A 15,092-nucleotide genomic window follows, 5' to 3' on the forward strand; every position below is an offset into this window, starting at 1 on the left:
CTTTTAAGTTTAAATTGGCTAAAATTTTATTTCAAAACAATGCTTAGGCTTCTATGGAGACAATTGCAATAAACTTTTTTAAGTTCTTAAAAAATCCAAAAGAAAAATTCAACGAAACACTTTATCTAAAAGAAAAATGGAACCTCTTATTTTCTATATTATTGTTAGATTTTATATTGGTAATTATTGCTTCTGGAATAACAAGTCTTATAGATTTACATTTGTTTGAATTAAAATCTGATCCACTTGAAGACCTCTTTTCTAATAAAGCAGCATTTTATATTATAATTATAGCTGCTTTAATTGTGCCGTTAATTGAAGAATTCATATTTCGCTTATTTTTAAACTACAAACGCAATTTTGTATTTCAATTTTTTGACGCATTTACAAATAATAAAGCAAAATTATTTTGGGATAAACATTTTAAAAAAATATTCTACTTAGCTGCAATATTATTTGCCTTAACGCATCTTACTAATTATAGTAACACCAATACACTCTTTTATATTTTAGCTCCATTAATTATTTTACCTCAACTTATTGGCGGTTTAACATTAGGTTATATTAGACTTAAACTTGGTTTTTTTTGGGGAGTTTTAATGCACGGGCTCTACAATTTAATTCTTTTTTCTGTTGCTATATTATTTTTAAATATAACATCACTTACAAAAACAACCACTGTAGATTATTCACTTGAAATAACTAAATTAGAACTAGGCTTAAACAAGCCCGTAGCATTAGAAACCTATAAAACAGGTGCTAAAATAGACTCTATTATTGTAAATAATTCAACAGTTAAAGAAGTTGCCACAGTATTAAACGCCACAGATACAACATTGCTTAAAAATTCAAATAGAATAAATATTCGCTTTATTAATAAAACAGACATTAATAATGTAGAAACCCTTATTTTAAATGAATTAAAAAAACATTTCAAATAATCTTTATATTTCTAATTTATTAAAAAGTTAATTTGTTTTAGAGTAGACTTTGAGACTTTACAACTTTGTGATTTTGCAACTTTACAACTAATCACTCTCTAAGGTGCTCATCATAAACTTGTACAATTCATCCATTTGTTTATGTCCTTTTCTCCTTCCAATTCTTCCTAAAACATACATTACAACCCATAAAACAGGTAATGCAAGTACTATTATTAATGCAATAATATAATCTTCTTTTAAAGTCCATTGAACATACGTCATTATAGAAAAACCAATAAAAGCAACTGCCATAGCAAAATGAAAAAACATAAAAAAGGTCCAAAGTTGTGGTTTTGGACCAAATAAACCTTTTACAATAGTCTTTTCTGAATCGTCTTTTTCAATTTCAATATTTAATTGTGGCGACCAAAAATGATTTTCGTTAATAGGCACATCAATTATTATATGTCCATCAACAATTTTACTACAATATTTACAGTCTTTATCATTTAATCGCTTCTTAAATCTTGAAATTAAAACATCCTGACTTTCAGTAAAATTCATTTTAAATCTAGGGCGTAAATGAATCTCGCTATTTATTTGTACTTCCATATGTTTGGTTGGTTGAGATTTGAAATATAGTAAAATTAATTAAATGTCTAATTTTGAATTCATAATACTTTAAATTTCAAATTTAAATTGCTTAGTTTTGCAAAAAATTTCAATACGAATTTTATGAGCAATATTGTAGCCATTGTAGGAAGACCTAATGTTGGAAAATCAACTTTATTTAATCGTTTAGTACAACGTAGAGAAGCTATTGTAGATTCTGTAAGTGGTGTAACACGTGATAGACATTACGGAAAAAGCGACTGGAACGGAAAAGAATTTTCTGTAATTGATACCGGTGGTTATGCTGTGGGTTCTGATGATATTTTTGAAGAAGAAATTAGAAAACAAGTACAACTAGCTATTGAAGAAGCTGACATAATTGTTTTTGTTGTTGACGTAGAACAAGGAATTACCCCAATGGATAGTGAGGTTGCCAAAATTTTACGCAAAGTAAAAAAACCAATATTAATGGCTGTTAACAAAGTTGATAATGCCATGAGAGAAACCGATGCTTTTGAATTTTACAACCTTGGTTTAGGAGATTATTTTACAATTTCTTCTATAAACGGAAGTGGTACTGGTGAACTATTAGATGCTTTGGCTGAAAAACTAGAAGACGCTCCTGAAGATGAAGAAGAATTGCCAAGATTTGCCGTTGTAGGCCGTCCAAATGCAGGAAAATCATCATTTATAAACGCGTTAATTGGGCAAGATAGATTTGTAGTTACAGACATTGCTGGTACTACAAGAGATTCTATAGACACAAAATACAACCGTTTTGGTTTCGATTTTAACTTAGTTGATACTGCTGGAATTAGAAAAAAATCTAAAGTAAAAGAAGATTTAGAGTTTTATACGGTAATGAGAGCCGTTAGAGCCATAGAACATTGCGATGTTGCAATTTTAGTTTTAGATGCAACACGTGGTTTTGAAGGACAAGATGAAAATATTTTTTGGCTAGCTGAAAAAAATAAAAAAGGAATTATAATTTTAGTAAACAAATGGGATCTTATTGAAAAAGAAACCAACACAATGCGCGATTTTGAAGCGCAAGTAAGAAAAGAAATTGCTCCGTTTACAGATGTTCCAATTATATTTATTAGCACCTTAACAAAACAACGTATTTTTAAAGCTATTGAATCTGCTGTTGAAGTTTTTGAGAATAGAAAAAAACGAATTCCTACTAGTAAACTTAACGATACTATGTTAGAAATTGTAAAACAATATTCGCCACCAGCTTATAAAGGTAAGTTTGTAAAAATTAAGTATTGTATGCAATTACCTACACCAACACCACAATTTGTGTTTTTCTGTAATTTACCACAATACATTAGAGAACCTTACAAACGTTTTATTGAAAATAAATTACGCGAATTATACGATTTTAAAGGTGTGCCAATTATAATTTATTTTAGACAGAAGTAACAATTGTTTAAGTGTTAAATTATTGGTAGAAAATGCCAACAGAGGCTGTATTACTTATAAATTAGCCTCCAATTCTTTTTATAAAATCGTCTTTATAATTATTACCAATTGGTATTCTAACCTCGTCAATTAAAATTCTATTTCGTTGTACAGAATGTATATATTTTAATGAAACTATATATGATCTATGTACTCTAACAAATAAATTTACAGGTAATTTTTCTTCAATTTTTTTAAAACTACTTAAGGTTAAAATTGGCTTATGTGAATTAGAATAAATTTTAATATAATCTTTTAAACCTTCAATATATTTTATATCATCTAAGTTTAGTTTTATATTTTCATAATCGGCTTTTACAAAAATAAAATTACTCGGCTCTACTAAAGTTGTTGTTTGAGGCACTACTACTCTTTCTTCCTTGCTCTTCATTAAAAACACCTCTTGAGCTCTATTTACCGCTGTTAAAAACCTGTGGAATGGAATTGGTTTTACTAAATAATCTACCGCATTTAAATTAAAACCTTCAATAGCATAATGCGAATATGCAGTTGTAAAAATAAATAACGGCTTTACATCTAAGGCTTTTATAAATTCTATTCCAGAAAAATCGGGCATTTCAATATCAGTAAAAATTAAATCTATATTATTACCTTTAACTATTGAAATTGCTTCAATACCATTAGAACAAGTAGCAGCTAACTTTAAAAAAGGAACTTTTGATACAAAATCTTCTAACAATTCTACCGCTAAGGGTTCATCATCTATAATTAAACAATTCATTATCTTTTTAAATTTAGTACTAATTCTACACTATATATTTTTTCTGAAGCTGTAATTTTTAAAGAATGTGTTTTAGGATATAATAAGTTTAGCCTACTTTTAATGTTTTGTAATCCAATACCAGAATTATCTTTATTTTTTTCGTTTACAGAAATATAATTTTTACTACTTAACGTTAACTCTTGCCCTTCAATAGAAATTTGAATATTTATATTAGTTTTACCTGTATAATCTGTTCCATATTTAAAAGCATTTTCAATAAATGAAATTAGCAATAATGGCTCTATATAATGGTCTAAATTACCTCTAGCATTAAAACGAACACCGCTAGAGTCTTTTAATCGAAGATTTTGAAGTGCTATGTAATTTTTTATATATTCTACCTCTTTTTTTAAAGATACATATTCTTTATCCGTTTCATATAACATATACCGCATTAATTCAGATAATGTTATAATTGCGTCTGTAGTAAAATCTGATTTTTTATTAGCTAATGAATAAATACTGTTTAATGAATTAAACAAAAAATGAGGGTTTATTTGAGCTTTTAAAAAAGAAAGTTCTGTATTTATTTTTTGAGTTTCTATTAAGGCTTTCTGTTTTTCATTTTTATACCATTCTGAAACCAATTTCATACTTGCTCCTACGGCAAATAAAAGCACTCCATATAAAATTTGAACACCCATAAAAATATTTCTATTAGGTCTTAAAGGTCGTTTATCTAGTGATCTAAAATCCATTTGATTAGCAACCATTTCTGGATTTATATCTCTTGGAGGAAGTAATACATCTTTTAAATAACTTAGCAGAAAAATAAATGAAATTGATACAACTACGTATAACAGAATTTTTTTATTCAGCAATAGTCTTGGTACTAGTATGCTATAATTTAAATAGAATATTAAAATATCTAATAATGTTCTCACATAAAATTGATATTCTAAAGGAAAGGCTTGAAATCTATTATAAAAAGCCAACATACTTATTAAAACAACAAGCATCCAGCATAGTGTGTGGATAATAATTGGGTTTATATTTTTAAAATAAATTTTCAATAGAATTATTTAAGTTTAAGGTACAAATTTAATTTTAATAGTAGCTTTAATCGTTTTTTTAATTGTAATAAGATGTTAAAAATTTAAAACTTGTTTTTAATAAAAATAAAGAAGCTATCTAAAAAATGAGAAAACATCTATTTAAACTCGCTTACTCGCCTATTTTATATTTTACAATATGAAATAGAAATCTGCGCTTTCAAATTCTCAAAACTAATTAATCACTAGTTTTATGAGATGCTAAAACAAGTTCAGCATAACGATTTTCAATATTTTTTAGACAGCTCTTCTTCCTAAAATCAACCCTATGTTTTAATCGTCTTCGTCAACTTCTTCTAAAGGTCTGTATTCCCAATTGTCATCAAAATAATAACTACCACTTCTTCCCATTAATACAAACGCTTTGTCTGAAAAGCTAAACGAAACAGCATCTTGTCTAGCAGTTCCTTCAAAATCTGGATCTTCATCCCAAGTATCTGTTGCTGGATCATATACCCATAAATTTTTAGAAATACCTGAAGATTCACCAGTTGCAATATATCCTAAACCATCTAATGTAAATGAAACCCCACTTGAAAGCAACACACTATAATCTGAATCATCATCATCTAAATCTGTTAATCTTGTCCAAGTTTTAGAAGAACCATCAAACATATAAAAGTCGTTTTCATAAGCTCCATTTCTTAAACCTGAAGCTAAGTAAGCATTGTCGTTAATAACAAAAACCAATGCATCTTTTCTTTTATCACCACCAAAACCAACAGCTTGTGCCCAGCTATCAGTAGCATCATCATATTCATAAAAATCTTTTAACTCACTTCCGTCGTATCCAGTACCAATATAACCTTTGTTACCTACAGAAAACCCAACAGCACCATATCTAGCTGTACCAATAAAATCTGCTTTTTGCTCCCAAGTATCTGTAGATGGGTCGTAACACCAAAAATCATTTAGTTTATCCTCTCCATCGTAACCAGTACCTATATAACCTTTTCCATTTAATTCAAAACCAACGGCTCCACTTCTTGCAACACCAGGAAAATCAGCTAATCTCACCCAATAATCTCCATTTTTATTATATTCCCAAAGATCACTTAAATAATCATCTCCATCATATCCTGTTACTATATATCCTTTATCACCTATTACAAATGAAACAGAATTACCTCTTGCGTCTCCATCAAATGATGAACTTTCAACCCAGTTACCATACTCTGTATCATCGTCTGATGAACAAGAAATACTTATTACGGCAATTAAAATTGTTAAACATTTTAAATACATTTTTTTTGAAATCATAATCTTCTTTTTAACTTTTATCATTTAATAAATTGAATTTTAAACTAACGCCTGCGCTAAAATTATTTTTAGTTTTAAATTCATACACACTATTCAAATTTTTATCTAATAATTTATAATCGGATTTTAATTGATATCCTGCATCAACTTCTATTTTCCAATTACCATCTATACTATGACTGTATTTTAGGCCTGAAATAATAGACTGAAATTGTGCTTTTTCAACCTCATCATCTATATTCACCACTATTTCATTTGTTATATTTGAGTAAAATCCTTTTGGTTTTGCATACAAACTAAATTGATTTCTTGTATTTACTTTATACAAAAATTCTGTAATTGGAAAACCTACACTATAAGTTAATTTTTGGTTTATAGCTCCTGCAATACTTACAACCGGTATTGGCGTACTAAATCCGTAAGATGAATTTCTAATAACTCCAAATTTAAGTTTGTTATTAGTAAACATTTTAGAAAAAATAACAGCTCCATTAAATACAACATCATCAAAAGAAATATTAGATTCAAAATTTGATGAAATTGAAGGAGAAGCACTAATTAAATATCCCCAACCATTTAAAATTTCTTTCTTAAATTGTAATGCATATGCAACAGATTTAAAACTTTCAATACCTAAAAGGCTTTCATTTAAAATTTCATCAGAGTTGTAATCAATTTTATAATTAGAATATGCCAAACTGTTTGTTAAAACACCTTCTTTAAAATCTATTGAATAGTTAAAAGTAATATTAGTATCCTGAAAACCAACAGAATTGGAGCTACTAGGAACGTAATTAAATTCTGTTACAAACAGATTATCTGTTTGAGCTACAATTAAATTTGTACCTAATATTAAAACAATTAACAATACTCTTAAAACCATTATCATTTATAATTATTTTTCAAAAGTATTTAGTTATTATTTGTATAGATACCTAAAATATACTAACAAGCATTTTTTATCTACCTAAAGCCTCTTATAATCTATGAAGCTTAATATATGCTGATTATTAGCTGTTTAACATTTTATTAACTTTTTTATCGATACAATTCAAGTACTCATCTATTTTACAGTGGTAAAACAAATGGGTTAAAATACCTTTACACAAAAAATAGAATAATGAGAAACTATTTATTGATACTTTTTCTAAGTTTTACTGCATTTATCGCTTGTGAAAGTGATGCAGATACGTATACCGTAGGAGAAGATTTTTTAGATGTAGATACCAATGTTATTGTAACAGACACAATATCAATTGAAACATCAACCATACAATTAGATTCTGTAAATACAACAAACCCTACCCGCTTACTAATTGGTGCTTTGCAAGATCAAGATTTTGGTAATTTAAAAAGTAAAAGCTTCTTTAACTTACTCACATCTACGTATGATATTGACAATGATGCTACTTTCGATTCTATTGGTATAATTTTATATTACGACACCTATTATTACGGAGATACCACTACAGTACAAACGTTTAAAGTTTACGAAATAACAGAGAATTTTGAATCGTATAATGAAGATGATGCTAATTTTTACAATACTTCAACCTTAGAATATAGTGATACAACTTTAGGAGAACTCACTTTTATACCATACCCAAATAAAAAGGATTCTATTTACATACCTATAAACCATGATTTTGGAAATGATTTGTTTGAAAAACTTCAAGATAACGATATTAATAATTCTGATGATTTATATCAAATTTTTAAAGGTTTAACAATTGCACCAGACGAAAATAGTAATGCCGTACTTGGTTTTAGCCAATCTTCTGCCGTAATGAGAATGTATTACACCATAAAAAGTGAAGATGATGAAGACAATGATTATTACAACGATTTTACCATACAAAGTTATACTCAAAGTTTTAACCAAACAACAAGCGATAAATCTAATACGGTATTAAATTCTATTGAATCCTATACAGATATTTTAAGCACCAAAAACACAGGTAATCTAGCATATATTCAATCTGGAACATCACTTAATATGCGGGTAGAATTCCCTTCAATCAGAAATTTAAACGCATTAGAACAAAACAGTACTGCTATTAATGCTTCATTAAAATTTTATCCTACATTAGAAAGCTATGATACTAATTATACTGGAGCAGATTCGCTTGCCGTATATGTAATTGACAAAAAAAATAGAGTTATAAGCCAATTATCAAACTTAAGCGGAAGCTCTGTTTACGCAACATTAAACACCCAAAATGATGAGTTTGATTCTAAAAATTATTACACAGCCGATTTAACATATTTTATAGAACAAGTTTTAACCAGTAGTTATAATTTAGATTACGCTTTATTATTTCAACTTCCTAATAACAATAATGGTGTTAATAAAATAAATATTTATGATGCTGATAGTTCGGAACACAGTATGAAACTTTCAGTTACTTATTTACTCTATTAATTTTAAAATTTAAATCTATAAAACCAGCATACTAAAAGTTACAAACAACTAACAATATGCCCGTTATTAACAGCTTAGAAATAAGATCTTAAAAAAACATAATACAAACACATGAAAAAAATACTATTTTCATTTCTAATAGTTACCTATACATCCGTTTTTGTTGCAAAAGCACAAAGCGATTTTAGTTCTCCCTATTCATTATTTGGTTTAGGTGTAGAAAACTCGAACTATTTTGGAGGTTTTTCAGCCCTTGGAAATACAGGTATTGCAAGTAAAAATCTTTTTTCAATTAACAAAGCAAATCCGGCATCTATAACTTCAATAGCTTCAAGTTCATTTTTATATGAATTTGGTTTAAATAGTACTTTTTCTCATAAAGAAACTTTAAATTCTTCACAAAAAAACACCGATTTTAATGTTTCTCATTTAGCATTTGCTTTTCAAGTAAAAGATTATTGGAAAATGAATTTTGGATTGGTTCCTTATTCTAAAGTTAGTTACGACATTGATTTAATTAAACCTGTTGAAGGATCTTCACAATATATAAGCACCTCAATATCTGGTTCTGGAGGAATAAATGAAGTGTTTTGGGGAAACGGTATAAAACTTAGTAAAAATCTCTCTGTTGGTTTTGAATTATCTGCACTGTTTGGTAATATAAACGAAACTCAATTAATTTATATTGGTTCTTCATACGCAAATCTAACAAATTCTAAAAATTATTTTGGATTGGGATTAAACACCGGTTTACAATACACTATTAATAATATTTTTGGAACAGAAACAACTTTTGGTGCTACGCTTAATATACCAACCTCATTAAGCGGTACAGAAGATGAAACTGGAACCAAATCCTTTTCGGGGTCAGGTGAACTTGATATTTTAAACGAAACAGATATTGAGCTCAACGATTATGATTTACCTTTAAAAATCGGCTTTGGTATTTCTTCAATAATCAACAAAAACTTAACAGTAAATGTAGATTATAAAAAAAATTATTGGTCAGAAACCTACACTTCAAACAACACGTATAAATATCAAGATCAAGAAATTTATGGAGCTGGAGTTGAATACCAACCTACAAAAAATTTAAATACTTTTTGGAACAACTTAAAATATAGAGCCGGTGTAAACTATAACTCTGGATATTTAATTTTATCAAAACAAAAAATAGACAATTATGCAGTTTCTTTAGGAGTTGGAATTCCACTTTCTAAAAGTATTTACACCTCCATGATTAATATTAATTACTCTTACGGAAAAGAAGGAACTATTAACAATCAGCTAATACAAGACAATTACCATAAACTATCTTTAAATTTAAGTTTATTAGGAAATTGGTTTCAAAAAAGAAAGATTTTTTAATTAAACAAGCGTTATTTAACTTTTAAAATAGCATTTACACACTAAAATTTTATATTAATTTTCTTGTTTTTAAAAAACTATATGTGCTTTTACTCACATATAGTTTTTTTTTAATTTGTACTTTCGTGTATACAATTTACTAATTTATTTTAAATAGTTCACCAAATGGAAGATATGATTTTCTACGATAGATTGCAGTTTGCATTTACTATCACATTTCACTATATATTTCCACAATTAACAATGGGGTTATCTTTAATCATTGTTTTTTTTAAATGGAAATTTTTAAGAACAAAGATTCAAAAATACAACGATGCTGCATTATTTTTTATGAAAATATTTGCTATTAATTTTACAATGGGAGTTGTTACAGGAATTCCTATGGAGTTTCAATTTGGAACAAATTGGGCTAAATTTTCTGAATTAACAGGTGGAATTATCGGCCAAACATTAGCAATGGAAGGAATGTTTTCTTTCTTTTTAGAATCTTCATTTCTAGCCTTATTTATTTTTGGTGAAAAATTAATGGGACAAAAACTGCATTTTTTAACAGGATTTTTAGTGTTTTTAGGTTCTTGGGCAAGCGGTTGGTTTATATTAGCCACTAACGCTTGGATGCAACACCCTGTTGGATATGAAATTTTAGATAATGGTAAATTTGTACTAGAAAATTTTTCAGAATTATTTAGTAATCCTTGGTTAATCCCTGCTTTTTTACACAATCAATTTGCTTCTGTAGTTACTTCTGCTTTTGTAGTGGCAAGTATTGGAGCCTTTTATATTTTAAGAAATAAAAACTTAGAACACGGAAAATTATTTTTAAAAACCGGAGTTATTTTTGGATTAGTATCTAGTTTATTAGTTGCATTTCCAACAGGAGATTGGAATGCTAAAAATGTAGCTAAATACCAACCTGCAGCTTTTGCAGCAATGGAAGGTATTTTTGAAACCGAAGATGCTGGTGCCGAAATTGTGCTTATAGGACAGCCAAATATGGTTGAAAAAAAATTAGACAATAAAATTGCCGTTCCAAATATTTTAAGCTTTTTAACCTATCAAGATTGGAACAAACAAATTGCCGGAATGGACCAATTTAAAAAAGAAGAATTGCCAGATAATATTCCTGCACTATACTATTCTTACCATATTATGGTTGGATTAGGTACAATTTTTATAGGTATTATGTTTCTAGCTGCTTTTTTTCTTTGGAAGAAAAAATTACACACAATTAAACCGTTGCTTTGGAGTATTATGTTTTTAGTACCGTTTCCTTATATAGCCAATATTACCGGTTGGTATGTTGCAGAATTAGGTAGACAACCATACTTGGTTTATGGGCTATTAAAAACTAGTGAAGGTGTTTCTCCTACAGTTTCTTCAGGAAACACCCTGTTTACACTCTTAGGTTTTGTAGGCCTATATATGCTACTTGGATTGTTATTTTTAATATTAGTTGGTAAAACTATTCATCAAGGTCCTAAACCTGTAAAACATTAAATTATGGAACTATTTTGGTATATTATTATTGCACTTGTATTAGCTATTTTCTTTGTTTTAGATGGTTATAATTTTGGTACAGGTATTATTCATTTATTCTTTGCAAAAAAAGAAAAAGATAAAAAAGTTGTAGCTAAAGCTGCCGGACTATTTTGGGATTTTAATGAAGTTTGGCTTGTTGCAGGTGGTGGAATGCTCTTTATGGCTTTTCCAACATTTTATGCATCTGTATTTAGCGGTTTCTATTTACCACTAATTATTGTGCTTTGGTTAATTGTATTTAGAGCCATTGGGTTAGAGTTTAGAGGTCAGTTTAACAATAAAATGTGGACTTCAATATGGGATACTTCATTTGGTATTTCTAGCTTATTATTGGCTTTATTTTTTGGTATTGCCCTTGGAAACATAGTTAGAGGTGTAAATTTAGGAGGTGTTGAAAATAGTAATTCTTTATATGAAGCACATTACTTTTTCTTACCGTTATGGGACAGTAGTTTTAGTCCACTAACCGAACACCCTGGTGTTATAGATTGGTTTACAATAATTATTGGAATTATTGCTGTAGTAACTTTAGCAATTCACGGAGCTACGTGGATTCGCCTAAAAACAAATGCTTCTATTAATGAAAAATTAAAAAAAGCAATTTTTAATTTAAACATTGCCTTAGCTGTTTTAACCATATTCTCTTTAATTATATGGCAAATTGTTAATCCAAATGCCTTAACTAATTTTATTGAAAGACCATATTTATTAATTTTTCCAATTTTATATTTAATCGGGTTAATCGGATTGTTTTTTATTAAGAAAATTAAAAAAGATGTTCATAGTTTTATCCTTTCAACACTATTAATAATTGGAGGAATTACATCATCTTTAGCTTCAATATTCCCTGTAATATTACCTTCTACAAACCCAGTAAACGATTCATTAACAATTTACAATACAGCGGCCTCTAATTACGGATTATCTGTTGCATTTAATTGGGCAATTGTGGGTATTATTTTACTTGCAATTTATATTATTATTCAAAGAAGACTTTTAAAAGGAAAAATTGACAAGATGGATTACGGACATTAATTTAATAATTATGACTGCAACTTTAATTTCATTAATTAGTATTTTAATAGGTATAATTGGAGCTAATACAACTGCTATTACTTTTAAAAAACATTCGTTAGGTGTTATTGGAAACACCATTGTAGGAGTATTTGGAAGCATACTTTTTATTAAATCTTTTGGTCGTTTAGGTTTTGATCCTTTTACAATAGTGCAGTCAGGAAACATTAATTTTAGCCTTCTTTTATTAAATTTATTAGTTTCATTTTTAGGAGGTGCAATTGCCTTAATACTAATTAAAAAGTTAAAACTAATTCTAAATAAAAACTCATGAAAATAGCAATACCAACAAACGATAGAATCTCTATTGCAAAAAGAACTGGAAGAGCTTCAGAATTTGCATTTTACACCATTGAAAACAGAGAAATTAAATCTGTTATTTACAAAAAAAACACGCATAGTCACAATAACCACGACAGAAATGAAGGACATCATCATGGTGAACACGAAGAACACGACCATAGCGAGCATCATGAACATGGAGAACACAGTCACGACGATCTTTTAGAAATTTTAACTGATATAGATCTTATATTAGTTAGAGCCGTTGGAAAATACATGCGTAAAACACTAAAAAAAGGAGATTTCGAGTATAAATTAGTAAAAATTGATCCTATTTCTGAAATTTTAAAAGACTATTTATAATACACTCTAAAAAATAATATCGAAAAATTAGTTATTTTTATTGTTGAATTTTAAAAAAATGAACATAAAATATAAAAAAAGACATTTAAAAATTAATCTAATTTTTGGAATTGTTTGGCTAATATTTGGATTACTAAGCATTTTCACTAAAGAAAAGACTTATTGGACAGATTATGGATATATCGTAATTTCAATCTTATATTTACTTACATATTTTTACCAAAAACAATATAAATATATAACCATTGAAAACGGAATTTTAAAGATAAATGGTGCTTTTGGAAAAAAAATTAACCTATCTGAAGTAAAACAAATTAAAAAATTTGCTGGAGATTATATTCTAAAAACCAATAAAAAAGAATTGACAATCAATACACAAATAATAGACCCAGATTCACTTATAGAATTAAATACTGAATTGGAAAAGTTGAATGTTAAATGGAATTAAAAACTGAGTTAAAATTATAACACATCCAATTCAATAGGTTCAATACGTTTTATTCCTTTTCTATTCATAATTACAAGGTACCGTTTAAACTCTATTCCTTTTTCAGTATAAAATTTTTGTATTAGATTAATATGGTAAATTCTATTGCCAACTCTATTTATAATTTTACCTTTTTTTAATAAAGAATATTCTTTTTTAGGATCATCCATTTGTGTAGTAAATCTATACAAATTTATACGTGTAATATCTACTATACTATTTAATCTATTGTCTGAAATTTCTTCACCAAATTTTTTAGGGTAAATAACAATCTTTTTTTTGTACTGAATAATTTGCTCTCCTAAAAAATTATAATCAGCATCTATAAATTTATTTTTTAAACGATGTTTTTTAACTTTAGGACCTAATTTATTAAAAGGAACAAATGTAAAATTCTCTTTAACAATACCAATTAAATTTGTTGCCGAATCTTTAATTTTTATATTAAAATCGTGATAAAACGAACTTGCTTTGCTTACAAATAATAAACCAATAGAAGCCTTTATTCTATCTTTAAACATATAACCTACAACCAAAGCAATAAAAAAAGGCAAGGTAAAATTACCATATACTTGTTGGTAATAAAAAGCAATTGCAGTTGAAAAAACCATAGCTAAACCAGCTGCTAAAGCAAATATAGATTGCTCAAAAAAGGTTCCATCTTTTCTAATATCTCTATTTAAAAACAACACACTTTCTATAAACTTTTTTAACTGACTTCTTTTATGAAACAACATTTCATCAAAAAAATCTTCGTTATCGGTTACGTCAAAGTTCTGTGTTTTTCTATAGGTTTGTTCTTCTTTTATAAAGCCAATTAACTCTTTTAATAGCTCTTTCTCTACATTTTTAATTTTAAAATTTTCTAACCAGATAATAAGATGATAATTTGTAATATTACTTATATATTCATCTCCATATTTTATGGTGTTTTTTAAATCCTCATCAATTTCTAACGCATCAACATTTACCACTAAACTTCTATAAGTTGCTAATACTTTTTTAAGTTTTTCAAAACATTTAATAATATTATTAATTTCGAGCTTTTTATTTTCCTTTAAAATTAAAGTTTTATTTTTAAGTGTATTATTTAAAATAGCACCTAACATTTTAACTCTAGATTCAAATTCTAACTTATTTTTTTTTGAAACTTTTTTACTTGATATTTTTTTTACAATCTTTATTAATTGATGTAAGGGACCCGATTTTAAATTAAGAATTTCATCTAAAGTATATTCAGATGCATTGTACCTAATATACACTTTTACATCGTTATAAAATTTAGATTTTGGATATGTTTGAGTATTAATATTTAAACCATTTGGAATAAAAAGATACGTAATAGTACTATAATTGGTTTTCTTTTTTTCTGAAATAATTTCATAAATAGATTTTATTTCTAAAGAAAAATTATCGTGTATTTTTACATTATCGTATATCATTTCTGCTTAGTATCTGGCAT

At 27.5% G+C, this 15,092-nt stretch carries 15 protein-coding genes; 9 read left to right on the forward strand and 6 right to left on the reverse strand.

Translation table 11 applies throughout. The features are described from left to right. The first annotated feature begins 53 nt into the window (after window positions 1–53). Window positions 54–941 (forward strand): CPBP family intramembrane glutamic endopeptidase, encoded by an 888-nt coding sequence (locus MKD41_RS09790; RefSeq protein ID WP_240242112.1) that lies wholly within the window; start codon window positions 54–56, stop codon window positions 939–941. A gap of 87 nt (window positions 942–1,028) precedes the next feature. Here MKD41_RS09790 and MKD41_RS09795 read toward each other — a convergent pair whose 3' ends face one another. Beyond that, window positions 1,029–1,535, reverse strand: a complete 507-nt coding sequence (locus tag MKD41_RS09795) for a GTP-binding protein (protein WP_240242113.1) — start codon at window positions 1,533–1,535, stop codon at window positions 1,029–1,031. A 123-nt stretch (window positions 1,536–1,658) separates the two neighbouring features. Here MKD41_RS09795 and der point away from each other — a divergent pair, with 123 nt between their 5' ends. Continuing rightward, a complete protein-coding gene (gene der, locus MKD41_RS09800) occupies window positions 1,659–2,960 on the forward strand; it encodes a ribosome biogenesis GTPase Der (RefSeq protein ID WP_240242114.1) in 1,302 nt (433 codons plus the stop codon). Window positions 2,961–3,021: 61 nt separating this feature from the next. Here der and MKD41_RS09805 read toward each other — a convergent pair whose 3' ends face one another. The 4 genes from MKD41_RS09805 to MKD41_RS09820 all read right to left on the reverse strand — a co-directional run bounded on the left by MKD41_RS09805 (window position 3,022) and on the right by MKD41_RS09820 (window position 6,984). Further along, the gene (locus tag MKD41_RS09805) at window positions 3,022–3,741 is read right to left on the reverse strand and encodes a LytR/AlgR family response regulator transcription factor (RefSeq protein ID WP_240242115.1); all 720 of its coding nucleotides are present in this window, start codon (window positions 3,739–3,741) and stop codon (window positions 3,022–3,024) included. Then, window positions 3,741–4,742 carry a sensor histidine kinase gene (locus MKD41_RS09810; protein WP_240242116.1) on the reverse strand — a complete coding sequence of 334 codons (1,002 nt, stop codon included), beginning with the start codon at window positions 4,740–4,742 and terminating at the stop codon, window positions 3,741–3,743. The genes MKD41_RS09805 and MKD41_RS09810 overlap by 1 nt, the downstream gene beginning before the upstream one ends. Window positions 4,743–5,108: 366 nt before the next feature. Next, window positions 5,109–6,095, reverse strand: coding sequence for a Kelch repeat-containing protein (locus tag MKD41_RS09815; protein WP_240242117.1), 987 nt, complete (start codon window positions 6,093–6,095; stop codon window positions 5,109–5,111). A gap of 10 nt (window positions 6,096–6,105) precedes the next feature. Beyond that, a complete protein-coding gene (locus MKD41_RS09820; protein WP_240242118.1) occupies window positions 6,106–6,984 on the reverse strand; it encodes a DUF6268 family outer membrane beta-barrel protein in 879 nt (292 codons plus the stop codon). 231 nt (window positions 6,985–7,215) lie between these two features. On the opposite strand from MKD41_RS09820, the gene MKD41_RS09825 reads away from it, so the two are divergent. The 7 genes from MKD41_RS09825 to MKD41_RS09855 all read left to right on the forward strand — a co-directional run bounded on the left by MKD41_RS09825 (window position 7,216) and on the right by MKD41_RS09855 (window position 13,591). Continuing rightward, a complete protein-coding gene (locus MKD41_RS09825) occupies window positions 7,216–8,517 on the forward strand; it encodes a DUF4270 family protein (protein WP_240242119.1) in 1,302 nt (433 codons plus the stop codon). Between the two features lie 111 nt (window positions 8,518–8,628). After that, entirely contained in the window at window positions 8,629–9,885 is a 1,257-nt protein-coding gene (locus MKD41_RS09830; RefSeq protein ID WP_240242120.1) for an OmpP1/FadL family transporter, read from the forward strand. 165 nt (window positions 9,886–10,050) lie between these two features. Beyond that, complete coding sequence (locus MKD41_RS09835; protein WP_240242121.1) at window positions 10,051–11,382, forward strand: cytochrome ubiquinol oxidase subunit I; 1,332 nt, start codon at window positions 10,051–10,053, stop codon at window positions 11,380–11,382. 3 nt (window positions 11,383–11,385) lie between these two features. Continuing rightward, entirely contained in the window at window positions 11,386–12,459 is a 1,074-nt protein-coding gene (gene cydB, locus MKD41_RS09840) for a cytochrome d ubiquinol oxidase subunit II (RefSeq protein WP_240242122.1), read from the forward strand. A 10-nt stretch (window positions 12,460–12,469) separates the two neighbouring features. Continuing rightward, a complete protein-coding gene (locus MKD41_RS09845) occupies window positions 12,470–12,772 on the forward strand; it encodes a hypothetical protein (protein WP_240242123.1) in 303 nt (100 codons plus the stop codon). Further along, the gene (locus tag MKD41_RS09850; protein ID WP_240242124.1) at window positions 12,769–13,143 is read left to right on the forward strand and encodes a NifB/NifX family molybdenum-iron cluster-binding protein; all 375 of its coding nucleotides are present in this window, start codon (window positions 12,769–12,771) and stop codon (window positions 13,141–13,143) included. Before MKD41_RS09845 ends, MKD41_RS09850 begins: the two co-directional genes overlap by 4 nt. A 58-nt stretch (window positions 13,144–13,201) precedes the next feature. Next, window positions 13,202–13,591, forward strand: a complete 390-nt coding sequence (locus MKD41_RS09855) for a hypothetical protein (protein WP_240242125.1) — start codon at window positions 13,202–13,204, stop codon at window positions 13,589–13,591. A 14-nt stretch (window positions 13,592–13,605) separates the two neighbouring features. On the opposite strand, the gene MKD41_RS09860 is transcribed toward MKD41_RS09855, so the two are convergent. Continuing rightward, window positions 13,606–15,072 carry a hypothetical protein gene (locus MKD41_RS09860; protein ID WP_240242126.1) on the reverse strand — a complete coding sequence of 489 codons (1,467 nt, stop codon included), beginning with the start codon at window positions 15,070–15,072 and terminating at the stop codon, window positions 13,606–13,608. Between the last annotated feature and the right edge of the window lie 20 nt (window positions 15,073–15,092).

The organism is Lutibacter sp. A64 (assembly GCF_022429565.1).
Lineage (GTDB): Bacteria > Bacteroidota > Bacteroidia > Flavobacteriales > Flavobacteriaceae > Lutibacter.

Coding starts and splice junctions, on each gene's coding strand:
- MKD41_RS09790 (WP_240242112.1), top strand. CDS start 54: ATGGAGACAATTGCAATAAACTTTTTTAAGTTCTTAAAAAATCCAAAA.
- MKD41_RS09795 (WP_240242113.1), bottom strand. CDS start 1,535: ATGGAAGTACAAATAAATAGCGAGATTCATTTACGCCCTAGATTTAAA.
- der (WP_240242114.1), top strand. CDS start 1,659: ATGAGCAATATTGTAGCCATTGTAGGAAGACCTAATGTTGGAAAATCA.
- MKD41_RS09805 (WP_240242115.1), bottom strand. CDS start 3,741: ATGAATTGTTTAATTATAGATGATGAACCCTTAGCGGTAGAATTGTTA.
- MKD41_RS09810 (WP_240242116.1), bottom strand. CDS start 4,742: ATGCTTGTTGTTTTAATAAGTATGTTGGCTTTTTATAATAGATTTCAA.
- MKD41_RS09815 (WP_240242117.1), bottom strand. CDS start 6,095: ATGATTTCAAAAAAAATGTATTTAAAATGTTTAACAATTTTAATTGCC.
- MKD41_RS09820 (WP_240242118.1), bottom strand. CDS start 6,984: ATGATAATGGTTTTAAGAGTATTGTTAATTGTTTTAATATTAGGTACA.
- MKD41_RS09825 (WP_240242119.1), top strand. CDS start 7,216: ATGAGAAACTATTTATTGATACTTTTTCTAAGTTTTACTGCATTTATC.
- MKD41_RS09830 (WP_240242120.1), top strand. CDS start 8,629: ATGAAAAAAATACTATTTTCATTTCTAATAGTTACCTATACATCCGTT.
- MKD41_RS09835 (WP_240242121.1), top strand. CDS start 10,051: ATGGAAGATATGATTTTCTACGATAGATTGCAGTTTGCATTTACTATC.
- cydB (WP_240242122.1), top strand. CDS start 11,386: ATGGAACTATTTTGGTATATTATTATTGCACTTGTATTAGCTATTTTC.
- MKD41_RS09845 (WP_240242123.1), top strand. CDS start 12,470: ATGACTGCAACTTTAATTTCATTAATTAGTATTTTAATAGGTATAATT.
- MKD41_RS09850 (WP_240242124.1), top strand. CDS start 12,769: ATGAAAATAGCAATACCAACAAACGATAGAATCTCTATTGCAAAAAGA.
- MKD41_RS09855 (WP_240242125.1), top strand. CDS start 13,202: ATGAACATAAAATATAAAAAAAGACATTTAAAAATTAATCTAATTTTT.
- MKD41_RS09860 (WP_240242126.1), bottom strand. CDS start 15,072: ATGATATACGATAATGTAAAAATACACGATAATTTTTCTTTAGAAATA.